This window comes from Streptomyces montanus (genome assembly GCF_005786655.1).
Classification (GTDB): domain Bacteria; phylum Actinomycetota; class Actinomycetes; order Streptomycetales; family Streptomycetaceae; genus Streptomyces; species Streptomyces sporangiiformans.
Map to the genome: position 1 here is coordinate 16919 of NZ_VBZC01000033.1, position 22319 is coordinate 39237.

Below are 22319 nucleotides of genomic sequence, written 5' to 3' on the forward strand. Positions count from 1 at the left end.
GCCTAGGCTGGCGCCCATGAGCCGCCCCCAGGACATAGACGTACGCCCGATCACCAAGGAAGAGATCCCGGACTGGATCCGCGCGCTGAACACCGGCTTCCTACGAGCACCGACCGTGTCGAAGGAAGAAGTGGCGGACCGCAGCACGTACATCGTGCCCGAGCGAACCCGGGGCGCCTTCGACGGCAACCGCTGCGTGGCAACGTTCCGCTCCTTCGCCCAGGAACTCACGACGGTGGGCGGCGCAGCCGTACCCGCCGACGCCATCTCGAACGTGACGGTCACGGCGACCCACCGCCGCCGCGGCCTCCTCACGCGCATGATGGCGCAGGACCTGGCGGCCGCGAAGGCACGCGGCGACGTCGTGGCGACGCTGATCGCCGCGGAGCACCCGATCTACGGCCGGTACGGCTTCGGACCGGCCACCCACGTCGCCGAGTGGACGATCGACGTGCCGCGCGCGGGGCTGGACCCTCGTTGGGCGGATCCGGAGGACGGCGGGCGGGTCGACCTCGTGGACGGCGAGGACGTACGGAAGATCGGGCCGGAGCTGCACGAGCGGCTCAGGCGGACCCAGGCGGGTGCGGTCGACCGGGACGAGCGGTGGTGGCGGGTCAGCACCGGTGCGCTGGCTCTGGACCGGGTGTCGTGGACCGAGCCCTTCCACGCCGTGTACCGGGGTCGGCGCGGAGAGGTCGAGGGGCTGCTCACGTACACCGTGGACGACCACTGGGGCGACGCCAAGCAGCCGTTGAACACGGCGAAGGTGAAGGACCTGATCGCGGTCTCGCCGGCCGCCGAGCGTGCGCTGTGGCGGTACCTCTGCTCGGTGGACTGGATCAAGACGGTGAAGACGGGGCACCGCGCCCCGGATGATCTGGTGCCGCAGTTCCTGCCGGATCCGCGTGCCGCGGCGATCAGCACGCAGGCGGACTGGCTGTGGGTGCGGATCCTGGATGTCGTACGGGCGCTGGAAGCCCGTACGTACACCGCTTCCGGGACGCTCGTGCTGGAGGTCACCGACCCGGACGGGCTGTCCGCGGGGCGGTACCGGCTGGACGCGTCACCGGACGGGGCGACCTGCGCGCGAACGACGGACGCCGCCGAACTCACGCTGGATGTAGGTGAGTTGGCGGCGCTCTGGCTCGGGGACGAGTCGGCGGTGCGGCTCGCCGCGCTCGGCCGGGTGGCCGAGGCGCGGGCGGGCGCCGCGACCACCGCCGACGCCCTGTTGCGTACGTCCAGGCGACCGTGGTGCCCGGACGTCTTCTGAACTCCCTGTCACCTCCTCCTCCGTAGCGTGCGGTGAACGGACTGACCGGGCTCCCGGCTCCCCTCCGGAAGGGAGCCCGGTCAGCCGGACTGACAGACGGTGGCGTCCGGTCAGCCGGTCTGGGCGAGCAGCATCACGAGAATCACGGCTCCGATGCCGCCGATCATGGTGTTCTTGGCCTTGATGCCGATGGAGAGAGCGACGAAGGCGATGAGGCCCATCGCCCCGTACTTGACCTGGACGAGCTGCTCGAATCCGATGACGAGGGCGGCGATGGCGAGGGCGATGAGCGGCATGACGGTCCCTCCTTCGGGATGGGGGACACGGACCCCCGGTTGAGGGTCGGCCACCTGGTCGACGTAGTCACCCATGGTGACCAACCCTCGGAAAGTTTGGCCATGTTGCTGAAGTTGGTGACCAACTCCACTGGACTTATCTCCGCTTGGAAGCGTCTCATAACCACCTTCCCAGTAACTGCCCAAAGATGGCGCGAAGTTGTAGTGTTTGGTTGTGGACCCGGAACACGTCGCCGTCAATGGGCGGACTCGGTCTCAACGGCCACAGAAGTCACACAGAGAGGTGGCCGACGAGCTGCGCAGCCGGATCAGGTCCGGCGAGTTGCGGCCGGGACAGCGCATGCCCACGCAGGCCAAACTGGCTGACGAGTTCGGCGTGGAGCGAGGTGCCGTACGCCAGGCGCTGCGCATCCTGCAGTCGGAACACCTGCTGGCCAACGTGTCCAAGGGCAGCCCCGCGACCGTCGCCCAGAACGTGGCCGAGGCCCTGACCGGGCCCGAAGCTCCGCCGCAGCCCACCATGGTGGCGCTGGCACCGCGGATAGCGGCCGCCTTCGCGGCCCCTCACGTGGAGATAGACGCCCTGTGTCTGACGTCGGTCTCCCTCACCCTCGCCATGGGAGAACCCCTCCGCCTCATCCACGAAGGCCGAATAAAACCAGCCAAGGTCGACGTCCGGATTCTGCTTCCCAGCCGTGAGATCGACCTCGCCTTCCCGGTGCCCGTGGAGGGCTCGGGCGAGGACGACGTGGTGCACGAGCGCTGGCTGGCCCAGCGCAACGCCCAGGGCCAGGTGCTGCGCCACAACCTGCTGGCCCTGCGGGCCACGCACGGCATCGATGTACGGGTCCACTTCCGCGCGCTGCCGTTCACACCGCCGGTGAAGCTGTACCTGCTCAACGGCGAGGAGGCGCTGTTCGCGTACTACACCCTCACCCGGCGCGGCGAGGAGATCGACCACGAGTACCTGGAGATGTACGACGCCGAGGGGACGCAGTCCATGCTGTTCCCCTTCGAGCAGGGGGACGGACTGCGGGACACCACGTTCGTGGAGCAGTCGCATCTGTGGTTCAACGCACTGTGGGAGACCATCAGTTCGGAGCTGGTGCTCACGAGCTGAGGTCTCCCGGGGTGTGTTCCGGCCTCACGAGAGGGCCGGGCCTGCGACGAGCACGGCGAGGAGGACGGCGCCGATCGAGCTGCAGGTGGGGCTCTTCGTCTTGATCCCGATGCTGAGCAGCAGCAGGCCGAGGATGCCGGCCGGGCCGTACCGCCACTGGACGAGCTGTTCGAAGCCGACGACGAAGACGGCGCAGATGAAGGCGATGGCGGGCATGGTGGCTCCTCCTTCGGGAGGGACGGGAACTTCCAGGGGCGGGGGCTTCCTATCTGCCAAGTGCTTGCGAGAGGAGGTAAAAGTTCCGCCATCTTGGTTAAGTTGGCGACCAACTCTGGGTAAGTTATCCCCAGTTGGTTGGAGAGAAAACCACCTTCCAAACAACTCCCCATAGATGGATCGAAGTTGTAACGTTTGGTCGTGACTCAGGAGAACCTTGCAGTGAACGGCAGCAGAAGGCTCTCGCCCCAGGAGATCGCCGACACCCTGCGCGAACGGATCCGCGAGGGCGAGCTCAAGGCCGGGGACCGCCTGCCCACGCAGGCCGAACTGGCCGACGAGTTCGGTGTGGAACGCGGCACGGTCCGCCAGGCCCTACGGGCGCTTCAGGACGACGGCCTGCTCAGCAACGTCAGCAAGGGCAGCCCGCCGCGCATCGCCGAGGTGACGCCCACCCGCGACAAGCCCCAGCCGACGATGGTCGGCCTGGCACCACGTCTGACGGAGGCGTTCGCAGCCCCGCAGGTCCGCGTCGACGCCGTCTGCCTCACGGCGGAAACCCTGATGCTGGCCCTCGGGGAACCGGTCCGCCTCATCCACGAGGGCCGCATCCGGCCCCAGTCGATCGACGTCCGCGTACTGCTGCCCTCCCGGGACATCAACCTGGCGTTCCCGGTCTCGGTCGAGGACCGCGGCGACGACGACCCGGTCCACCAGCGCTGGCTGGAGATGCGCAACGCCCAGGGCCACGTTCTCCGGCACAACCTCCGCTCCCTGCGTTCCTCGCACGGCATCGACGTACGCGTCACCTACCGCGCGCTGCCCTTCACGCCGCCGGTGAAGTTGTACCTGCTCAACGGCTCGGAAGCGTTGATCGGGTACTACATGATCACGCGCCGGGAGGAGCCGATGGACACCGGGACGCTCGACATGTACGACACCTTGGGATCGAAGTCCCTCCTCTTCTCCTTCGAGAAACAGGCCGGCCAGCGCGACGCCGCGTTCGTGGATCAGTCCCAGAAGTGGTTCGACGCCCTCTGGGAAACCATCACCACGGACCTGACACTCTCCTAGTGACTTCTGATACGACGCAGACTGAACTGGTGGAAGCAGAGACAGAGAACCTGCGAGAACTGATCACACGCGCGCGCGTTGTGCTCTGGGACTTCGACGGGCCGGTCTGTCGGCTGTTCGCGGGCCACTCGGCGGACCGGGTGGCGAGAGAACTCGTGGAGTGGCTCGAAGGGCGGGGCCTGCACGGCCTGGTGACGGAGACGGAACGGGAGTCCCTCGACCCGCACATCGTCCTGCGCGCCGTCGACCGCCGGCACCCCGGCAGCGATCTGGTGGCGGAGCTGGAGGAACGTCTCACCCAGGAGGAACTCCGCGCCGCGACGTCGGCGATGCCCACGGCCTACGCCGATCCGCTCATACGCACCTGGAAAGCAGTGGGCTCCCGGCTGGCCATCGCCACGAACAACTCCCCGCGGGTGGTGCGCGAGTACCTGGCCGGCCGCGGCCTCATCTCCTGCTTCACCCCGCACATCTACGGCCGCACCCAGGACCTCCAACTCCTCAAGCCCGACCCGCACTGCCTCAACCGCGCGCTGAGCGCGATGGGGGCCGCGCCCGCGGCCGGACTGATGATCGGCGACACCCCCTCGGACTTCCACGCGGCGCGACAGGCCGAGGTGCCGTTCATCGGCTACGCGCGTAACGAGCGCAAGGAGAAGATCCTGAGGGAGGCGGGGGCCACGACCGTCGTGGGCTCTCTGGAACTCCTCCTGCGGGTGGTCCGGAGTCTGCGGAGTCATGCCTGACTCCGCCCGAGTCATGCCTGAGTCATCAGAAGGACGAACAGTACGGCGGCCGTGGTCAGACATGCCGAGTTCCGGGCGCGTACGCCTATACCGATCAGGAGCAGGCAGGCGAGCCCCATGGCGCCGTATCGCCACTGGACCAGCTGCTCCAGGCCGAGACCCAGGACGAACGACAGAAGTTGATACAAGGCCATGCTTACCCACCCCTCACCAATCCCAGTGAAGCGATCAACTTGCAGTCCAATTGGACTGGTTGACGTTACTTGGTTGTCCCCTTGTTCTTTGATCACCTAACTGTGGGTCTTGGTTGACTGCCGACTTGTCTGAAAGTGGTGTGCTTCACGGCCGTCAGCGGTACGGTCGGCTTGTGAGCAGCGGGCAGGGCATTGACGGTGGCAGGGAGTTCCAGCGTGTCGCGGAGACGCTGCTCTCCCGCATATCCGGCGGTGCCTACCCCGAGGGGTCGTTCCTGCCCCCACAGCGAGAACTGGCTGCGGAGCTGGGCGTTTCGCGCGACACCGTGCAGCGGGTTCTGCGGATGCTCGCCGACGAAGACTGGATCGAGTCCCGTCAGGGGCGCGGATCGCGGGTACTGAAGAGCCAGCGGATCCGTTCCAGTGGCGCGAGTACCGCAGCCCAGGGAAAGGTTTACCTGGGGGACTTCATAGGCGCGGCGTTCAGGCAGGCCGAGGTCACCCTGGACGTGTTCACGCTGTCCTCCGAATCGCTGGATGCCCATATCCGGGTCCAGTCGGAACTGATCAGGTCAGGTCGCATCCAGCCCCAGCACATCGGCGTGCGCATGCTGTTGCCGTCCTCCTCGGTGGATCTGCCCTACGTGCGCGCAGTGGACGACCCCGACCCCCGGGTGCGGGAGCGCGTGGACGACATCACGCGCAGGCACACGTCCTCGCTGCGAGACGCGATGCTCAACCTGAAGCATGCGCAGACCGTGCCGTCCGTCGACCTCGAGATCAGGCACATTCCGCTGGCGCCCACGAACAAGCTGTACCTGCTCAACGGAAACGAGGCGGTCTTCGGGCCGTACAAGGTGCTGCAGCGCACCATTCACCTGGCCGGGGACGAGGAGATCGAGGCTCTGGACGTCCTGGGTCTGGATGCGGAGCTGACCCACTTCGAGAAGGACGCCGACGACACCTCCGTGGGATCGGTGTTCGTATCCAGCATGCAGAAGTGGTTCGACTCCGTCTGGGATCTGCTCTCCGAGTAGCGGAGGGGACCGGGAGATTACCCCAGGAGTGTGCTGTAGCATTCCCGCACCCCGTGAGCAACTGCTCAGGTTCATGCGTATGGGATGGCGAACAAGCCAACATCGAAAGACCTGACGCAGAAGAGTGGCAAACCACCCGTTCTACCCACTCGGGCTTGACTCTAGTCGTGCGGAGTATCACCGGCGATTAGCGTTTGCCGTACCAGCTACCCTCGCGCGAGCACCTCGGAGCGGCCAGTGGGCGCACCACCTGTTCTCCCTCCCCTTCTCGGGGAACGCCCTCCCGGCGAGCTGCCCGATGCCGCCTTCAGGGCCTTCGTGGAGAACGCCGAGCGGTGGGGACAAGCCAGCAACGGGCACCACAACCAGAACTACGTGCTGCCGTTGACGGAGGATGCGGCGCGCCTGATGGGCCGTGAGGCCGGCAGGTCCGTGACCGTGCGGATCCGGCGTGCCGAGGCGTTGCCCGTGGTGATCAGGACCTGGGAGAACGAGGCGGAGATCCTCGGCGCCGTCAAGGGCATCCTGCCCCACGCCCCGCAGTGTCTGGTCGAAGGGGACGGTTTCGCGATCCACAGCTATGTGGAAGGTGTACCGCTCTCCAGCGTCTGCGGGAACGGAAAGCCCGTCGACACACTCCTGATGAAAGCCCTGGCCGGCCTGCTCGCCCAGATGACCCAGGTACGCAGAGAAGCACTGCCACCGCTGCCGGATGTCTGGCCCCGCAACGACAAGGACAGCCAGGGCTTTCTGCAGACGCTGGCGCGCCTCGCCGACCGCCAGATCCGGCAGCCCAATTGGCCTGAGTTCGGAGGGCTGTTCGCGGCGCTCGGTATCCCGGAGGACGCGCTGATCCGGTTGGCCGAGCGGGTACCCGCGATGGCGCGGCGGCCGTACAGCCTGCTCCACGCGGACCTGCACCGCGACAACCTGATCATGTCGTACGACGGTGACCCGCCCCTCATCTGCGTGGACTGGGAACTGGCGACCTACGGCGATCCCCTGCACGACCTCGCGACGCACCTCGTGCGCATGCAGTACCCCTCCCACCAGCGGGGCGAGGTGATTGACGCCTGGGCGGAGGCCATGGAGCGGATCCGGCCGGCGGCCGTCAACGGTCTGGCCAACGACCTGCGCCATTACATCGACTTCGAACGGGCGCAGTCCGTCTACCCGGACGTGATGCGGGCCGCGCAATCACTGGGGGAATCGTTCGACCAGAAGACCCTGGACGAGGCGACGGCGGCGGTGCGCAAGGCTCTGGAGGTGGCGAAGGCTCCATTGAGGCTCCGCGGCCTGCCGAGCAAGGCCGAGATCGAGCGGGCCCTGTTCCGGTGGCGGGTTTCCCGGGGCGAGGCGAAGGGCCTCATGTCCTCCTTCACGTCCATCGGCTGGGAACCGGACAAGCGACTTCCCGAGCACCCCGAGTTTCCCACTTCCGTGGTGGGGGGCGCCTTGCTCGCGGAGGGCGCCGCGCCGGCCGGCCGGGTGTTCAAGGGCACGGCCCACCTGAACTCGGTGGTCCGGGTGCCCGGCGTCGATTTCCCCGTCGTGGTGCGGCGCAAGCTGGCGAAGGCCTGCCGGCGCGAGCGCAGTTTCCTCAGCGAGCATGCCGTGTTGCGGGCCATCGAGGAGTCGAAGGTCGCGGTGGCCGCACCGAGGGTTCTCGCGCTGGGGGAGAGCTACGGCAAAGAGCGCTTCGCCATCCACACGTATGAGGGACCGTCCGACATCGAGCAGCCGCCCAACCACCCGGTGTACGGCTTGCTGCCGCACGAGGCGGACCGGCTCGTCGATCAGCTCTGCGCCCTGACGGACGTGGACTACACCCAGCTCGACCCGGTTGCCGAGGAGGGGGAGGGGAGCTTCCACCCCTGGCTGAGCGAACAACTCGTGGCACTCGTACGGGACTTGCCCAAGGAGTCCCAGCAGTTGGCCCGGCTCCTCGGACTGCCGGACGCCTCCCGGCTGAGGCAGATCCTGTCCCGGCACAAGGTGAGCCACCGGAAACGGTCCCTGTTGCACGGCGATCTGAACCCGTGGAACCTGGTACGCCGCGACGACCACCTGGCGCTGACCATCATCGACTGGGAGATGTCGCTGGTCGGTGATCCGCTCTACGACCTGGTCCGGCACATGCACCTCACCCCGACCCGGTCGGAGATCCGCGATCGCATGTTCCGCCGCTGGGAGGAACGACTGCCCCCGGAGTTCACCCAGAACTGGCGGCAGGACTGGCGCGTCTACCGATGGATCGAGATCGTCCGGTCCGCGTACGTGGATCTCGACCGCCTGGTGACCGGTGCGAGCCTGGACGCCCCCAATGTGCGCCGGGCTGTCGACTCGTACGCGATGACGCTGGCATCGGCCACCGGCTCGCTGGGCCTGCCGGCCCGCCCGACGGCGAATCCCTATCTTGCCAGTGCGCTTCGCGTAGGCGGCAGCGGCAGGGGCAGGGGGCGGCGGCCTGAGCCTGCCGGACGGCCTGCGTAGGCTCGGGGCATGGGTGAGAGTGGACTGCCTGCGGCCGGGTTGCCTGAGATCGGGCTGCGTGAGCGGAAGAAGCAGCGGATGTACCAGACGGTCTCCGACGTCGCGATCGGGCTCTTCCTCGAGAAGGGGTTCGACGCGGTGTCGGTCGCGGAGGTCGCGGCCGCCGCCGAGATCTCGAAGCCGACCCTCTTCCGGTACTTTCCGGCCAAGGAGGACCTGGTCCTCCACCGGTTCGCCGATCACGAGACGGAAGCCGCGCGGGTCGTAGCCGAGCGGGCCGAAGGACAGTCGCCGCTCGACGCGCTGCGGCTGCGCTTCCTGGACGGGCTGGAGCGGTGCGATCCCATCACCGGGCTCAATGACCAGGAGCCCGTGCTCGCCTTCCACCGGCTTCTCTACGGGACGCCCTCGCTCGTGGCCCGCCTGTACGGGTACGTGGAGCGGTCCGAGGAGGCACTCGCGTACGCGCTGGGCGGCGACCTGTCGGCCCGGCTGGCCGCTGCCCAGATTGTCGCCGTTCAGCGCGTCCTGGCCATGGAGAACTGGCGGCGGATCGCGGCGGGGGAGGGCGTGGAGGAGGTCCGGGCCGATGCCGTCGCCGCCGCCGGGCTGGCCTTTGAGCAGGTGGGGGCAGGACTGAAGCGGTTCGCATGAGCAGGGATACGGTCGGCCCGGGAAGTGGGACTCGGGGTGGGTCTCGGCGCGACCTCTGCGCGAGTCTCGGTAAAAAATTTAACTCGGTAACGTAATGTCGTTATCCTTGCTGGAATGACGCCTCCCGAGCATCCCTCCCTACAGCACGTCCTCGCCCAGGAACGCGCCTACCACGACACCTGCCGGGCCGCCCTCACCGCGATGGTCGACGGCGCCCAGGAGCACGTCGTCACCGGCGAGGACGTCTCCGCCTCCGGTGCCGACGCCGAAGTGCTCGGTTACCAACTGCGCAGCAAGGCGAAGGCCTTGCGTGAGCTGCCCGAAGGGCCGTTGTTCTTCGGGCGGCTGGACTTCGACTCGGGGGAGCACGAGCATGCCGGGCAGAGCTACCACGTCGGCCGGCTGAGGATCACCGAACACCCCGCCGCCCCGCCCCTGGTCGTCGACTGGCGCGCCCCCGTCTCCCGCGCCTTCTACCAGGCGAGCGCCCGCGACCCGCGGGGTGTTCGCGTCCGCCGACGGTTCGGATGGGCGCCGGGAAGCCGGGGCGACTCCGTCGACCTCACCGGGCTGGAGGACGAGCACCTCGAGGGAGGGCGTACGCACGGGGAGGCGGGAGCCGGGACTCAGGGGGTAACGGGGGCACTGGGGGAAACGGGGGCACTGGGGGCGATGCGAGGGGCGAGCCGGATCCTTGTCGACGAGATCGAGCGCCCCCGTGTCGGCCCCATGCGCGACATCGCCGCGACCATCCAGCCCGAGCAGGACGATCTCGTACGCGGGGACCTGGCCACCTCCGTGTGCGTGCAGGGCGCCCCGGGCACCGGCAAGACGGCGGTCGGGCTGCACCGGGCCGCGTATCTCCTCTACACGTACCCGCAGCGCATCCGGCGCGGCGGCCTGCTGATCCTGGGACCCAACCCGACCTTCCTCTCGTACATCTCCGCGGTGCTGCCCGCCCTCGGTGAGACGGGCGTGCGGCAGTCGACCGTCGCCGACGAGATCGGGCGCCATCCGGTGACGCCGGCGGACGGCGAGCGGGCCGGCGTCGTCAAACACGACGCGCGGATGGCGGAGGTGCTGCGCCGGGCGCTGTACGCCCGCGTGCGCGTGAGCGCGGCGGCTGAGGGCGGGGGCGGCAACGGCCTTGCGGTGCCGGACGGTTCGTACCGGTGGCGCGTGTCCGGTGACGAACTGGCGCGGATCGTGGCGGGCGTACGGAGTGAGGAACCGCCGTACGCCGTCGGGCGCGAGCGTGTGCGGACCCGGATCGTACGGCGTCTTCAGCGCGAGGCCGAGCGGCGGGCCGGGCCGCCTACGCAGGCGTGGGTGCGGAAGATCTCGGGGGCTCGGGCCGTGAGCGCGTACGTCGACGCTGTGTGGCCCCGGGTGCTGCCGGAGGAGGTCGTCGCGGAACTCCTCGCCGATCCGGCCGCGTTGACCGCGGCGGCGGACGGGGTGCTGGACACGGACGAGCAGAAGGCGATCCTGTGGGCGCGGCCCCCTCGGTCGTACAAGTCGGCGCGGTGGTCGGCGGCCGACCTCGTTCTGCTCGACGAGGTGGCGGGGCTCATCGAACACCCGGAGGGCTACGGGCACTTGGTGATCGACGAGGCTCAGGACCTGTCGCCGATGGAGTGCCGGGCGATCGCGCGGCGGGCGGCCTTCGGGTCGATGACGGTGCTGGGGGATCTCGCGCAGGGGACCACCCCGTGGGCCGCGCGTGACTGGGCCGAACTGCTGGGGCATCTGGGCAAGCCGGAGGCCGTGGTGGTGCCGTTGACGACGGGGTTCCGGGTGCCGGGGGCGGTGGTCGAGCTGACGAACCGTCTGCTGGCGCGGCTGGATGTGCGGGTGCCTGCGGCTCGGTCCCTGAGGAGTGACGGGGAAGTGCGGATGCGGCCGGCCGGGCCGGTGGGGCGGGCAGGGCGTGCAGGGCGGGTCGGTGATGTCGTGGAGGAGACCGTCTCCGCCGTGCGGGACGCGCTCGGCTACGAAGGGTCCGTCGGAGTCATCGCGGCCGAGTCGGATGTCGCACGGGTGCGGGAGGCGATCGGTGCGGCGGGGATCGAGACGGCGGGACCCGACGAACTGGGCGCCCGCGTCACGGTGTTGGAGGCCGGTGCCGCCAAAGGGCTCGAGTACGACCATGTCGTCGCCGTCGAGCCGGCGGCGATCGTGGAGGCTGAGGCTGAGCCGGGGGTGGGGGCCGGGGCGCGGGGTTTGCGTCGGCTGTATGTCGTGATGACGCGCGCGGTGTCGCGGCTCGATGTGGTGCATGCCCGGCCGCTGCCCTTCGAATAGAGGCCGTTGGCCGGGCGGTGTTACCGGAAGGCGACGGACTCATGACCGCGCGTACACCATGGCGATCTCCGCCGTGGCTACGGTGATCTTGCCGGTGAGCGGCTGAACGCCCCCCTTGTGGCCCGCGACTCCCCTTCCCAGCGGGCCGGTTCGCCGCTCACCGGTGGCCGATATGGGTTCTTTCAGACGCTGTCTTCGGTGAAGACCCCGTTCGCGGTGAAGGCCAGTCCGGCGAAGCGTTCGCCGATGCGGTGGTGGGTGGCGGCGTCAGGGTGGAGCTCGTCGGGCAGCGGGAGCTCGGCGAAGTCGGCCTCGCCGTAGAGGTCGCGGCCGTCGAGGTAGTGGAGGTGGGGGTCGTCGGCCGCCCGCTGCTCCACGATGCGGGACAACTCCTCCCGGATGACGTTGAGCGTCAGTTTTCCGGCGGCGCGCTCGGCCGGGTCGCCGGTGGCCTGGAACCGCAGCTTCCCCTCGCTGAGCGCGCTGAAGTCAAAGGCGCCTGGGCCGGGGGTGTCCTCGTGGATGGGGCACAGGATGGGCGAGACGACCAGCAGGGGTGTGGTGGGGTGTCCCTCGCGGATGGTGTCGAGGAAGCCGTGCACGGCCGGGGTGAAGGCGCGCAGCCGCATCAGGTCGGCGTTGACCAGGTTGATGCCCATCTTGAGGCTGATCAGGTCGGCGGGGGTGTCCCGCATCGCGCGGGCGGTGAAGGGGTCGAGCAGGGCGCTGCCGGCCAGACCGAGGTTGATCAGCTCGACCTCGCCGAGGGATGCGGCCAGCGCGGGCCAGGTGGTGGTGGGGCCTGTCGCGTCGGAGCCGTGGCTGATCGAGCTGCCGTGGTGCAGCCATACCCGGCGGCCGCGGTCCGGCAGGGGCTCGATGGGGGCGTCGGTGCGCAGGGCGACGAGTTCGGTGGTCTCGTTGTGCGGCAGCCAGATCTCGACGTCCTTCACGCCCTCGGACAGCTCGGTGAAGCTCAGGGTGCCGACCGGGCCGGGCCGGTCTTCCGTGGTTCCGGTCGTCAGGTCGATGGTGAGGGTGTTGCCCCCCTTCACACTGGCCTGGCCGGTCAGACGGCCGTCGACGAGCAGGTCGTACACGCCGTCCGGGCGGGGCGGGGCGCCCACGTAGACCCGCTTGGTGGGGAGCGTGTCCAGTTCGACGGCGGTGGCGCGGGTGCGGAAGACCAGTCGTACGCCGGAGGGCTGGGCCTCCGCCATGGCGAGTTGTCCGTCGGCGCACTGCGCGCGGGCGCGGGCGGGCAGTCTGTGCGGCAGTAAGCCGTGCGTGGTGCGCTCCAGGTCGAGGGCGCCGCGCAGGAGGTCGGCGGTGATGGGGGTGGTGATCCAGTTGTGCTTGGCGTGCAAGGTTCTCAGCCCCTTGATCGGTGTTGATCGGTGGTGGTGGATGGGGGCGGATGCGTCGATATGGCGCGCGGAGGGCGCGGTCGACGGCCTCTGGCCGGCGCGGGGGCTGGCCATGGTCAGGGCGCGGGCCAGTTCCGCAGCAGGGCGTCGAGGGCCTCCAGGATCCGTGACCAGGTTTCCTGTGTGTCGGGGGCGCTGTGGCTGAACCCGCCGCCCATCTCCAGGCTGACGTAGCCGTGGAAGACGCTGCCCAGCAGCCGGACGGCGTGTGTCTGGTCCGGCTCCGTCAGTTCGTAGCCGCGCAGGATCGCCCGGGTCATCTGCGCGTGCCTGACCCCGGCACTGGCGGCCGCGGTCGCCGGGTCGAGCCTCGTCTGGGCTGCGGCGTAGCGGCCGGGATGTTCGCGGGCGTAGTCGCGGTAGACGTTCGCGAAGGCGGCCAGGGCGTCCTTGCCGGCCCGTCCGGCCAGGGCGTCGGCGGCCCGGTCGGCGAGTTCCTCCAGGGCGAGCAGGGCGATCTTCGTCTTGAGGTCCTGGGAGTTCTTGAGGTGCGAGTACAGGCTCGCGACCTTGACATCGAACCGCCTGGCGAGCTCCGACACGGTCACTTGGTCGAAGCCGACCTCGTCGGCCAGTTCCGCCCCCGCCCGGATCAGGCGTTCGGTGGTCAGTCCTACGCGTGCCATACCGTCCTCCCCCTTCGACAGAAGGGGATTGTGCATTTGCCTAACACCTTTAGGCAAATCGGCTCGTCCTCAAGCCTGTCGGGCCCGCAGCACTGCACGCCCTGCGGAGCCTGGCCACCCTTCCGGCAACCGGCCCCTCACACGGTGCTGCACGCCTTCGCCGCCGCCGGCGGCCCTGTCTTTCGAAGGCACCCCGGCCGAGCTGAGCGCGCGAGCGGCGGGCCGGGTCTGGAGCAGTACGCAGCGGCATCCCGGCGCGAAGGCCGGCTGGCGCACGGGAACGGGGGCCTTCCGCAACGTCGGGGATCCGCCACCGGGTGTTCGGAGATGTCACAGGCGGGGTCGCTGTCTCGTCCCAGGAGGTGCAGGCAATCCTCGATCAAGGAGTGGACGATGAACCTCGTGCTGTGGATCAGTGCCGGACTGCTGGCCGCAGTAGCCCTGACCGGCGGCATCAGCAAGACATTCGTGCCCAAGGAGAAGCTGGCCGCGGCTCCTGGTGGGGGATGGACGGAAGAGGTCGGCGCCGGCTTCGTCAAGACCCTCGGCGTCCTCGAACTCCTGGCCGCGTTGGGCTTGATCCTGCCCGCTGCGGTCGGCATCGCACCGGTTCTGGCGCCGGTGACCGCCGTCTGCTGGGTCGTGCTGATGGCCGGCGCGATGGTCACCCATGGCCGACTCGGCGAATCCAAGTTCGTGGTGCTGAACCTGATCTATCTCGCGCTCGCGGCATTCATTGCGTGGGGCCGCTTCGGCCCCGAGTCCTTCACCGGCTGACGGGCGGCAACACACAGCTCCCGATCACCGTCTTGTCCCGAGGGTGGAGAGTTGATTGTCGATCAAGGAGGAGCCGGCATGAGCAGGACCGAGGAGTTCCAGGAGCTGCGGCCGCTGCTGTTCTCGATCGCCTACCGGATCCTGGGCAGCGTGAGCGAGGCCGAGGACGCGGTCCAGGAGACCTGGCTGCGCTTCGAGGCCTCCCCGACCGAGCCCAGGTCGACCAAGGCCTACCTCTCGGCCGTGGTGACCCGGCTCTCGATCGACGTGCTGCGCTCGGCCCGCGTCCGGCGGGAGGAGTACGTCGGGCCGTGGTTCCCCGAGCCGCTGCTCGCCGACCCCTATGAGGACCCGGCGCGGTCGGCGGAGCTGGCCGACTCGGTGTCGATGGCGGCCCTGTTGCTGCTCGAGCGGCTCAGTCCGCTCGAGCGGGCGGTCTTCGTACTGCGGGAGGTGTTCGACTTCGGCTTTCCCGAGGTCGCGTCGGCGGTGGGGCGCTCGGAGTCGGCGTGCCGCCAGCTGGCGGTGCGGGCGCGGCGCCATATGGCCGCGGGCCGGCCCCGCTTCGAAGCGGACCGTACGGAGCGGGAGGAGCTGGCGTCGCGGTTCTTCGACGCCCTCCGCGAAGGCGACGTCGCCGGCCTGCAGGACCTGCTCGCCGCCGACGTATCGATGGTCGGCGACGGCGGCGGCAAGGCCCCGCAGCTGGCCAGGGCCATCATCGGCGCCGAGAAGGTAGCCCGGCTGCTTGGCTCCGTCTTCCCCCGGATGGCCCGGATCGACGTGACGTTCGAGCCGCATGAGGTCAACGGCCAGTCGGGCGCGATCTTCCGCGACCGGGACGGCAAGGTGCTCCACACTCTGGCGCTCGATGTACTCGACGGGCAGATCCAGACGATCCGCCTGGTGATCAACCCCGACAAGCTCGGGCACGTGGGCCCAGTGGCGGACGCCTGGGCCGTCGACCGCGCAGTGAGACAGGCACGCCGCCCTCCCGCGCCGTGAGTTCGTCAGTTCTTGACCGACTTCCGGTGCGGCTCATGAGAAGTCGTATGCCGCCCAGTTGGTGAGCGGGCGGTAGCCGAGGCGCTGGTAGAGGGCGTTGCTGGTGGGGTTCGCCAGGTCCGCGAACAGGACGACCTCCCTCGCGCCCGCGGCCAGTGCGGCCCGGCTCACCTCAGCCGTCACGGCGCCCGCGTAGCCGCGACCGCGTAGGTGGGCCGGGGTGTAGACGATGTCCACCTGGATCTGGCCGCCGATCATCGGGTTCATGCCCGCGATGGAGACGGGAGTGCCGTCCGGGGTCTCCCAGAGCGTATAGCGCTTGTCGGCGAAGCGCGTGCCGGCCCAGGAGTCGGCGTCAATGGAGACGACTTCCCCGACGGCCTTGGCGAACTCGCCGCACCAGAACATGACTTGCTCAAGGTCCTGCTCGCCCAGGACGCGGCCCCGGCCCGCCGGCATCGGCTCCGGTGGGGTGAGCGTGCCGAGGCGGTACAGACAGAGCCGCGTGTCGCGGAGTTTCGGCGTTGCGCCTGTGTGCCGCTGCCAGGCCTCGGCGAAAGCGGTGGCGGTGCTGTGGTCCGCGCTGACGGAGGGAAGGGAGTGCCCGAGGGCGGCCAAGTGGGCGGCGAGGCTGTCGGCTTGCTCGGGCGTGAGCGGGGTGAGGCCCAGACCGCGGGGCGGGAGACGGTAGAAGGCGGCGCGGACCTCGCCCGCTCGCTCCAGCAGGCCGAAGACGGGGGCTTCGGTGCCGAACGCGTCCGCCCCACGCGTTCGCACTCTCTCTGCCCACGTCAGCGGCATGACGTGCAGGCCGGGCCGCGAGCGCAGGAAGTCTCCGGCTCGGGCGAGGAAGTCGTCGACGTCGTCGGTGAGGTGCCAGTCATCCGGTCGCATGCTTCATGATTCCCCATGCCGTAGGCGTGCCCTGTGGTTTTCCGCCAGGGCGAGGCCGCAGGACTTCCTCACCGTTGTTCGGGCTTCCGTGCCGGGCAACCCTGGTTTCAGGGCACTGAAACCATCGTGAAAGCGCGCTGAATGCGCACTGCCGCAACCTCTGCGGCATGACGACAACGACATCGCACTCACTCGCCATCGCCGCCAAGGGGCTGCGCAAGGCGTACGGGGACAAGACGGTCCTCGACGGTATCGACCTGGCGGTGCCGGCCGGCACCGTCTTCTCCCTGCTCGGCCCGAACGGCGCCGGCAAGACCACCGCCGTCAAGATCCTCTCCACCCTCATCACTCCCGACCCCGCCTCCGGTGAAATCCGCGTCGGCGGCCACGACCTGGCCACAGACCCGCAGGCGGTGCGCGCCGCGATCGGCGTCACCGGGCAGTTCTCCGCCGTCGACGGCCTGATCACCGGCGAGGAGAACATGCTCCTCATGGCGGACCTGCACCTGCTCTCCCGCGGCGAGGGCCGCCGTACCGCCGCCGAACTCCTTGAGCGCTTCGACCTGGTGGAGGCCGCGAAGAAGCCCGCCTCCACCTACTCCGGCGGCATGAAGCGCCGCCTCGACATCGCCATGACGCTGGTCGGTAACCCCCGGATCCTCTTCCTCGACGAGCCGACCACCGGCCTCGACCCGCGCAGCCGTCACAACATGTGGGGCATCATCCGCGAGCTCGTCTCCGACGGGGTGACCGTCTTTCTCACCACCCAGTACCTGGAGGAGGCCGACGAGCTCGCCGACCGCATCGCCGTGCTCAACGACGGCAAGATCGCCGCCCAGGGCACCGCCGAGGAGCTCAAGCGGCTCATCCCCGGCGGAGACGTCCGGCTCCGCTTCACCGACCCGTCCGCCTACCAGTCCGCCGCCGTCGCCCTGCGCGAGGCCACCCGCGACGACGAGGCGCTGGCGCTGCAGATCCCCAGCGACGGCAGCCAGCGCGAGCTGCGCTCCATCCTCGACTGGCTGGACTCGGCCGGCGTCGAGGCGGACGAGCTGACCGTGCACACCCCCGACCTCGACGACGTGTTCTTCGCCCTGACCGGCGGAACCAACGTCCCCAGCCAGTCCAAGGAGACCGTCCGATGAGCGCCCTGTCCCTCGCCGTACGCAACTCGAACACGATGCTGCGCCGCAACCTCCTGCACGTACGGCGCTACCCGTCCATGACCCTGAACCTGCTGCTCACGCCGATCATGCTGCTGCTGCTCTTCGTCTACGTCTTCGGAGGCGTGATGAGCGCGGGCATCAGTGGCGGCGGCGCGGACCGCTCCGACTACATCGCCTATCTCGTCCCGGGCCTCCTGGTGATGACCATCGGCAGCACCGTGATCGGGGCCGCGATCTCCGTCTCCATGGACATGACCGAGGGCCTCATCGCCCGCTTCCGTACGATGGCGGTCTACCGCGGCTCTCTGCTCATCGGACACGTCGTCGGCAGCGTGCTGCAGGTGCTCGCCAGCCTGGTCCTCGTCGGTGCCGTCGCCGTGGCCATCGGCTTCCGGTCCACGGACGCCACGGCCCTGGAGTGGCTGGCGGCGTTCGGACTGATCGCGCTGTTCGCCCTGGCGCTCACCTGGATCGCGGTCGGGATGGGCATGGCCAGCCCGAACCCCGAGGCCGCCAGCAACATGGCAACGCCACTGATCCTCCTCCCGCTCATCTCGAGCGCCTTCACCCCGGCCGACACCATGCCGGGCTGGTTCCAGCCGATCGCCGAGTACCAGCCGTTCACGCCGACCATCGAGACCCTGCGCGGCCTGCTGCTCGGCACCGAGATCGGCAACAACGGGTGGATCGCGATCGCCTGGTGCGTCGGCCTCAGCGCGCTCGGCTACCGCTGGTCGACGTCGCTGTTCAACCGCGACCCGAAGTAACCGCCATGACAGCGCGGGCCGCCTCCCGCAGCTCGTCCCGCCCCAGGGCGGCGTACTCCGACACCGCGTCGGCGTACGCCGCCCTGGCAGCGTTCCCGGCGGCCCCGACCGCCTCCCGGGCGCGGTCCGCCGACATCGTCGGCTGGAACTCGCGCAGCACCCGCAGCCGTTCGGCCAGCGCGATCATCCGTACGGCGGTGGTGTCGCCGGACGCCAGCCCAGCCATGCCGAGCGCGTGCAGCACCGTCCCGAACACGGGGAGCTCCATGGGCGAGCTGGACGGACCGGAGAGCAGCGTCCGCAACTGCTGCCGCAGCCGGTCGACCGGCCCCGCGACGAGTTCGAGACGGCCGGCATGCGCGTGCGCCGTCACCGCCGCCGACTGGACCTGCAGCGACCACCGGTCGAAGAAGGGGTCGTCACCGTCCAGCGAGCCGGCCGCGGGCATCCGCTCCACGGCGTTGCGCCACAGGCCGAGCCCGACCTCGGTCAGTCCGCGGGCGAGCGCGATCTCGGCGCGCCCGCCGAAGTCCGGGCTGTAGAAGTCGTCCTTCTGCGGGGCGTTGTCGCCCTCCGCCCGCCGCAGCCAGTACTCGGCCTCGTCGGGGTCACCGCGCTGCAGGCAGGCGAGGACGAGGCCCCAGCGGACGCCGATGGCGTCGTGCTCGTCGCCGAGCCGCGGCAGCGCCTCCAGCGCGGCCTTGAGGTGCCCGTACGCGGCATCGCCCTGCTCCGTCTGCATGTACAGCTCGCTCAGCCGAGCGTGGCCCATGAGCTGCAGGAACGGATTGTCGGCCGGCGCCAGTGCGGCGATGATCCGGCGAGCCGAGGCGAGCGCGCGGTCGAGGTCGTGCTCGTACTCCCAGACGTAGGTGGCGACGCACTCCGCGATGCCGGCGAGCAGCGGCTGCTCGCTCTCGCAGAGCCCCCGCAGCACGTCGTAGTCGGGAGGCAGCATCTCGGGAACTGCGCTCAGCACCGTCGCGATGGCCCTCAGCAGCGTGTCCGGCGGGGCCGGGGACAGCCGCCGGAGGGTGACGAGATGGCGTACGGCGCGCGGGCCGTAGCCCATGAACAGGCTCGCCGTGCAGAACGCCGCAGCGGCGCGGGCGACTTCGACGTATTCGGGCTCGGGGTAGTAGTGCGACAGCGGCGGGCCGGTGTCCGCGGCGAGGGCGGTGAGGCGGGGGTAGTTGGAGCCGGTGGACCACAGGGCGGCGAGGACGGCGGTGAGGGCGGCGGTGGTGGGGCCGTCCGTACGGGCCAGGGCGTGCCGCAGCGCCAGCACGAGGTTGTCCTGCTCGGCCCTGATCCGCTCCCAGGCGGTCCCCGGCTGCGAGCCGAGGAGCCAGTCGTGGTTCGCGACCCCGAAGTCCCGCGCCCAGGCGAGGAACCGGCCGACGGCCTCCTCGTCCTCGCCCGCCTCCGTACGCTGGGCCGCACTGAACTCCCGTACGGTCTCCAGCATCCGGAACCGCACGCCGGCCGGGGTGTCGGCGACGGTGAGCAGCGACTGATCGGCCAACTGCTCCAGCAGGAACAGCGCGTCCTCGCCGAGCACCTGCTCCGCCGCTTCACCGCAGAAGCCGCCGGGGAAGACGGACAGCGTGCGCATCGCGGCCCTGGCCTCGTCCTCGAGCAGGTTCCAGCTCCACTCCACGACCGCGTGCAGCGTGCGGTGGCGCTCCGGCACGTCCCGCGCCCCGCCGCGCAGCAGCGCGAACCGGTCGCCGAGGCGGCGGGCGATCTCCGGCACCGAAAGCACCCGCACCCGCGCCGCGGCCAGCTCCACGGCGAGCGGCAGCCCGTCGAGGTGGCGGCACAGCTCGGCCAGCGCGTCCGTCGGCAGCTCCACGCCGGGCCGGGCGGCCCTGGCCCGCTGCGTGAACAGCTCGACCGAGGTGTCGAGAGCGAGTTCCGGCAGCGCGTACACCGCCTCCGAGGTGAGGCCCAGCGGGGCCCGGCTGGTGGCGAGCACCCGCAGGTCCTTCGAAGACGAGACCAGGGCCCGTACGAGGCCGGCGGCGCCCCCGATGACCTGCTCGCAGTTGTCGAGGACCAGCAGCGCGGGCCCGGAGCCGAGCACGCCGAGGATGCCGGACACCGGGTCGGCCGGGGCGTGGCCGCTCACGGCGCCGTGCCGGCCCTCGCCCGCGCCGAGCGCGGAGGCCACCTCCACGGCCACGTCCTCGTCCGCGGTGACGCCGGCGAGCGGCACGAAGTACACCACGCGCTGCTCGGCCCGACGGCTGACGGCGTACGCGAGCCGGGTCTTGCCGAGACCGCCGGGGCCGACGACGGTGACGGCGCGGGAGGCGCGCAGCAGCCGCTCCACCGCCGCGATGTCCTCGTCCCGGCCGAGGAGCGGGTTCGGCTCGTGCGGCACGCCGTGCCTGGCCACGGGCGCCTCGCCGCGCAGCAGCTCCTGCTGTACGGCCTTGAGCCCGGCGCCCGGATCCGTGCCGAGCTCGTCGCGCAGCTCACGGCGGTACGCCTCGTACCGCGTCAGCGCGGCGGACGGGCCCGCCGACGCCGCCTCGCCGCGCAGCAGCTCGGCGAGAACCTCCTCGTCACGCGGATGCTCCGCGGCGGCCACGGCCAGCGGTCCGGCCGCCTCCGCGTGCCGTCCGAGGCGGGCGAGCGCGAGCCCCTGCGCGCGGACGAGCGTGCCGCGGACGGGGGCGCGCTCGGCGCGTAACGCGGCTACGGGGTCGTCGGTGTCGCCGGCCCCGTCAGGAGTGCCCTCCCACAGCGCGAGCCCGGCCTCGGCCGCGGCCAGCGATCCCGCGTGGTCCCCGGCCCTGGCCCGGTCCGCGCCGGCGGCGGCGTGCAGCAGCAGGGCGGAGCTGTCGACCTGGTCCTCGGCGAGTGTGAGCCGGTATCCGGTCGGCGTGCTGACGACGACGTCGGCGTCCAGCTGCGCCCGCACCCTGGACACGAGGACCTGCACCGCCTTTCCCGGCCGCTCCGGCAACTCGTCCGGCCACAGCCCTGCCACAAGCCGCTCGGTGCTGCAGCCCGTGCGCAAGTCGCCCGCGAGCAGCGCGAGGAGACCGCGGAGCCGGGGCGCCGTGACCTCCTGTCCGCGATAGGCGACACGCGGCAGGAGGGTCAGATCGGTGGTCACCCGTGCAGGTTAGCCAAGGCCCGGCCGCCGGAACTCCCGCTCGGCAGCGCGATGTCCGGTCTCGCTCAAGGTGAGGCAGTGTGAGTGCCTGATCTGGGGTGCCTCAGTTTGAGTGAGACGGGGGCGGGGCGGCTGTCTCGCTCAATCCGAGGCGTCGCGCTGAGTGTTCGAGGTCATTTGCATAGGGGCAGCGGCGATCAGCAGTGCGGCGAACACGATGGGGGCGGCTGTCTGATACCGGATCCAGACTTCACCCCCTGTGCTGCTGCTCTGCCGCGCCATCAGGAGGCCGGTCAGGGCCGTCAGCACCCAGCCGCTGTCGTAGGCAATCATGAGCTGCGTGTAGGTGCGCATCGACCGGCTGCGCGTGTATCTGATCTCGATGCCGCCGCCGATCAGCAGGGCCACGCCTGAGACGACCATCAGCCAGGTCGGCGTGCCGAGTAACCGGCCGAGCGGGGCAGCGCAGGCGATGTAGACAGCGGCGAGCAACATCTTGAAGGCGCCGTCGGCGATGGCCCCCACCGTCTGGCGGGTCACCCGCGATGCCCGGTATCGGGCCAAGCTTGATGAGATCGCCGAACGTGCCGACCTGACCACCGGCGCCATCTACTCACTGTTCGGGAGCAAGAACGGCCTGGTGGTCGCCCTGGTCGCCGACTACCTGCGGCCGTACTACGAGGAGATCGAGCAGGCGGTTCCCGCTGAACTTGATCTGCTGGAAGCGGTCGACGCCTTTGCCCGGTACTACCGGCGCAGTTGTGACGCCCCGGACGCGCTGTCTGGCCTGTCGCTTCAGATCACCTTGCTGGACATGGCCCTGCATGACCCCGATCTGGGATCCCAGCTCGCCACGTCCATCCGGGCGCAGGAGAACCATCTGATCGCGCTGTTCACCGGAAGGTCGCACAGCGGAAGCGTCGTGACGTCGCAACAGGCGCAACGCTTGACCACCGCGCTCAGGGCACTGTTCGTCGGCCTCAGCCAGGGCGTCCCCCTCGGTCTTGCCCCTGGTGCCGACGAACAGTACTTCGCCGACGTTGCCCGCGCTCTGGCATCCGGGATGTCCCTCACCGATCACGATGCGGATGCTTCGTGATGGGCAGCCAAGACGAGGCGTCTT

21 protein-coding genes and 1 pseudogene are annotated in these 22319 nt (G+C 69.8%); 14 read left to right on the top strand and 8 right to left on the bottom strand.

The window, feature by feature from the left end; genetic code table 11:
• Positions 1–16: 16 nt before the first annotated feature.
• Complete coding sequence (locus FE633_RS27280; protein ID WP_138047843.1) at positions 17–1273, top strand: GNAT family N-acetyltransferase; 1257 nt, start codon at positions 17–19, stop codon at positions 1271–1273.
• Between the two features lie 110 nt (positions 1274–1383).
• Here FE633_RS27280 and FE633_RS27285 read toward each other — a convergent pair whose 3' ends face one another.
• The gene (locus FE633_RS27285) at positions 1384–1569 is read right to left on the bottom strand and encodes a hypothetical protein (protein WP_138047844.1); all 186 of its coding nucleotides are present in this window, start codon (positions 1567–1569) and stop codon (positions 1384–1386) included.
• Positions 1570–1777: 208 nt separating this feature from the next.
• Between FE633_RS27285 and FE633_RS27290 the strand changes: the two genes are divergently transcribed.
• Positions 1778–2689 carry a winged helix-turn-helix domain-containing protein gene (locus tag FE633_RS27290; protein ID WP_138047845.1) on the top strand — a complete coding sequence of 304 codons (912 nt, stop codon included), beginning with the start codon at positions 1778–1780 and terminating at the stop codon, positions 2687–2689.
• 24 nt (positions 2690–2713) lie between these two features.
• Here the strand turns inward: FE633_RS27290 and FE633_RS27295 are convergent, their stop codons facing one another.
• Entirely contained in the window at positions 2714–2905 is a 192-nt protein-coding gene (locus FE633_RS27295; protein ID WP_138047846.1) for a hypothetical protein, read from the bottom strand.
• A 195-nt stretch (positions 2906–3100) separates the two neighbouring features.
• Between FE633_RS27295 and FE633_RS27300 the strand changes: the two genes are divergently transcribed.
• Together FE633_RS27300 and FE633_RS27305 are read left to right on the top strand one after the other, a co-directional pair.
• Positions 3101–3979: a GntR family transcriptional regulator gene (locus FE633_RS27300; protein ID WP_138047847.1), complete on the top strand. Its 879-nt coding sequence runs from the start codon at positions 3101–3103 to the stop codon at positions 3977–3979.
• A 29-nt stretch (positions 3980–4008) separates the two neighbouring features.
• Positions 4009–4725: an HAD family hydrolase gene (locus FE633_RS27305; RefSeq protein WP_425473232.1), complete on the top strand. Its 717-nt coding sequence runs from the start codon at positions 4009–4011 to the stop codon at positions 4723–4725.
• Between the two features lie 11 nt (positions 4726–4736).
• Here the strand turns inward: FE633_RS27305 and FE633_RS27310 are convergent, their stop codons facing one another.
• The gene (locus tag FE633_RS27310) at positions 4737–4919 is read right to left on the bottom strand and encodes a hypothetical protein (protein WP_138047849.1); all 183 of its coding nucleotides are present in this window, start codon (positions 4917–4919) and stop codon (positions 4737–4739) included.
• Between the two features lie 173 nt (positions 4920–5092).
• Between FE633_RS27310 and FE633_RS27315 the strand changes: the two genes are divergently transcribed.
• From FE633_RS27315 to FE633_RS27330, 4 genes are all read left to right on the top strand, one after another.
• Positions 5093–5956, top strand: coding sequence for a GntR family transcriptional regulator (locus FE633_RS27315; protein ID WP_246113849.1), 864 nt, complete (start codon positions 5093–5095; stop codon positions 5954–5956).
• Between the two features lie 237 nt (positions 5957–6193).
• Entirely contained in the window at positions 6194–8449 is a 2256-nt protein-coding gene (locus FE633_RS27320) for an aminoglycoside phosphotransferase family protein (protein WP_138047850.1), read from the top strand.
• A gap of 39 nt (positions 8450–8488) precedes the next feature.
• Positions 8489–9103 carry a TetR family transcriptional regulator gene (locus FE633_RS27325; protein ID WP_171060144.1) on the top strand — a complete coding sequence of 205 codons (615 nt, stop codon included), beginning with the start codon at positions 8489–8491 and terminating at the stop codon, positions 9101–9103.
• Positions 9104–9217: 114 nt separating this feature from the next.
• Entirely contained in the window at positions 9218–11407 is a 2190-nt protein-coding gene (locus tag FE633_RS27330) for a HelD family protein (RefSeq protein ID WP_138047852.1), read from the top strand.
• A 182-nt stretch (positions 11408–11589) separates the two neighbouring features.
• On the opposite strand, the gene FE633_RS27335 is transcribed toward FE633_RS27330, so the two are convergent.
• Complete coding sequence (locus FE633_RS27335; protein WP_138047853.1) at positions 11590–12774, bottom strand: GDSL-type esterase/lipase family protein; 1185 nt, start codon at positions 12772–12774, stop codon at positions 11590–11592.
• 116 nt (positions 12775–12890) lie between these two features.
• Positions 12891–13460: a TetR/AcrR family transcriptional regulator gene (locus FE633_RS27340; protein ID WP_138047854.1), complete on the bottom strand. Its 570-nt coding sequence runs from the start codon at positions 13458–13460 to the stop codon at positions 12891–12893.
• 181 nt (positions 13461–13641) lie between these two features.
• On the opposite strand from FE633_RS27340, the pseudogene FE633_RS48700 reads away from it, so the two are divergent.
• The 3 genes and pseudogenes from FE633_RS48700 to FE633_RS27355 all read left to right on the top strand — a co-directional run.
• Positions 13642–13779: pseudogene (locus FE633_RS48700) on the top strand (ABC transporter ATP-binding protein); the annotation flags it as partial.
• Between the two features lie 74 nt (positions 13780–13853).
• Complete coding sequence (locus tag FE633_RS27350; protein ID WP_138047855.1) at positions 13854–14237, top strand: DoxX family protein; 384 nt, start codon at positions 13854–13856, stop codon at positions 14235–14237.
• 78 nt (positions 14238–14315) lie between these two features.
• The gene (locus tag FE633_RS27355) at positions 14316–15242 is read left to right on the top strand and encodes an RNA polymerase sigma-70 factor (RefSeq protein WP_138047856.1); all 927 of its coding nucleotides are present in this window, start codon (positions 14316–14318) and stop codon (positions 15240–15242) included.
• A 33-nt stretch (positions 15243–15275) separates the two neighbouring features.
• On the opposite strand, the gene FE633_RS27360 is transcribed toward FE633_RS27355, so the two are convergent.
• Positions 15276–16136 (bottom strand): GNAT family N-acetyltransferase, encoded by an 861-nt coding sequence (locus FE633_RS27360; RefSeq protein WP_138047857.1) that lies wholly within the window; start codon positions 16134–16136, stop codon positions 15276–15278.
• Positions 16137–16303: 167 nt separating this feature from the next.
• Here FE633_RS27360 and FE633_RS27365 point away from each other — a divergent pair, with 167 nt between their 5' ends.
• Together FE633_RS27365 and FE633_RS27370 are read left to right on the top strand one after the other, a co-directional pair.
• Positions 16304–17281, top strand: a complete 978-nt coding sequence (locus FE633_RS27365) for an ATP-binding cassette domain-containing protein (protein ID WP_138047858.1) — start codon at positions 16304–16306, stop codon at positions 17279–17281.
• On the top strand, positions 17278–18069 hold the full coding sequence (locus FE633_RS27370) for an ABC transporter permease (protein WP_138047859.1): 792 nt from the start codon (positions 17278–17280) through the stop codon (positions 18067–18069). Before FE633_RS27365 ends, FE633_RS27370 begins: the two co-directional genes overlap by 4 nt.
• On the opposite strand, the gene FE633_RS27375 is transcribed toward FE633_RS27370, so the two are convergent.
• Together FE633_RS27375 and FE633_RS27380 are read right to left on the bottom strand one after the other, a co-directional pair.
• A complete protein-coding gene (locus FE633_RS27375) occupies positions 18050–21196 on the bottom strand; it encodes an ATP-binding protein (RefSeq protein WP_138047860.1) in 3147 nt (1048 codons plus the stop codon). The two genes, FE633_RS27370 and FE633_RS27375, sit on opposite strands and share 20 nt — an antisense overlap.
• Positions 21197–21337: 141 nt before the next feature.
• Positions 21338–21736: a hypothetical protein gene (locus FE633_RS27380; RefSeq protein WP_138047861.1), complete on the bottom strand. Its 399-nt coding sequence runs from the start codon at positions 21734–21736 to the stop codon at positions 21338–21340.
• Here FE633_RS27380 and FE633_RS27385 point away from each other — a divergent pair.
• Entirely contained in the window at positions 21711–22295 is a 585-nt protein-coding gene (locus tag FE633_RS27385) for a TetR/AcrR family transcriptional regulator (protein ID WP_138047862.1), read from the top strand. The two genes, FE633_RS27380 and FE633_RS27385, sit on opposite strands and share 26 nt — an antisense overlap.
• Positions 22296–22319: the final 24 nt, after the last annotated feature.

Coding starts and splice junctions, on each gene's coding strand:
- FE633_RS27280 (WP_138047843.1), top strand. CDS start 17: ATGAGCCGCCCCCAGGACATAGACGTACGCCCGATCACCAAGGAAGAG.
- FE633_RS27285 (WP_138047844.1), bottom strand. CDS start 1,569: ATGCCGCTCATCGCCCTCGCCATCGCCGCCCTCGTCATCGGATTCGAG.
- FE633_RS27295 (WP_138047846.1), bottom strand. CDS start 2,905: ATGCCCGCCATCGCCTTCATCTGCGCCGTCTTCGTCGTCGGCTTCGAA.
- FE633_RS27310 (WP_138047849.1), bottom strand. CDS start 4,919: ATGGCCTTGTATCAACTTCTGTCGTTCGTCCTGGGTCTCGGCCTGGAG.
- FE633_RS27330 (WP_138047852.1), top strand. CDS start 9,218: ATGACGCCTCCCGAGCATCCCTCCCTACAGCACGTCCTCGCCCAGGAA.
- FE633_RS27340 (WP_138047854.1), bottom strand. CDS start 13,460: ATGGCACGCGTAGGACTGACCACCGAACGCCTGATCCGGGCGGGGGCG.
- FE633_RS27350 (WP_138047855.1), top strand. CDS start 13,854: ATGAACCTCGTGCTGTGGATCAGTGCCGGACTGCTGGCCGCAGTAGCC.
- FE633_RS27355 (WP_138047856.1), top strand. CDS start 14,316: ATGAGCAGGACCGAGGAGTTCCAGGAGCTGCGGCCGCTGCTGTTCTCG.
- FE633_RS27360 (WP_138047857.1), bottom strand. CDS start 16,136: ATGCGACCGGATGACTGGCACCTCACCGACGACGTCGACGACTTCCTC.
- FE633_RS27365 (WP_138047858.1), top strand. CDS start 16,304: ATGACGACAACGACATCGCACTCACTCGCCATCGCCGCCAAGGGGCTG.
- FE633_RS27370 (WP_138047859.1), top strand. CDS start 17,278: ATGAGCGCCCTGTCCCTCGCCGTACGCAACTCGAACACGATGCTGCGC.
- FE633_RS27385 (WP_138047862.1), top strand. CDS start 21,711: ATGGCCCCCACCGTCTGGCGGGTCACCCGCGATGCCCGGTATCGGGCC.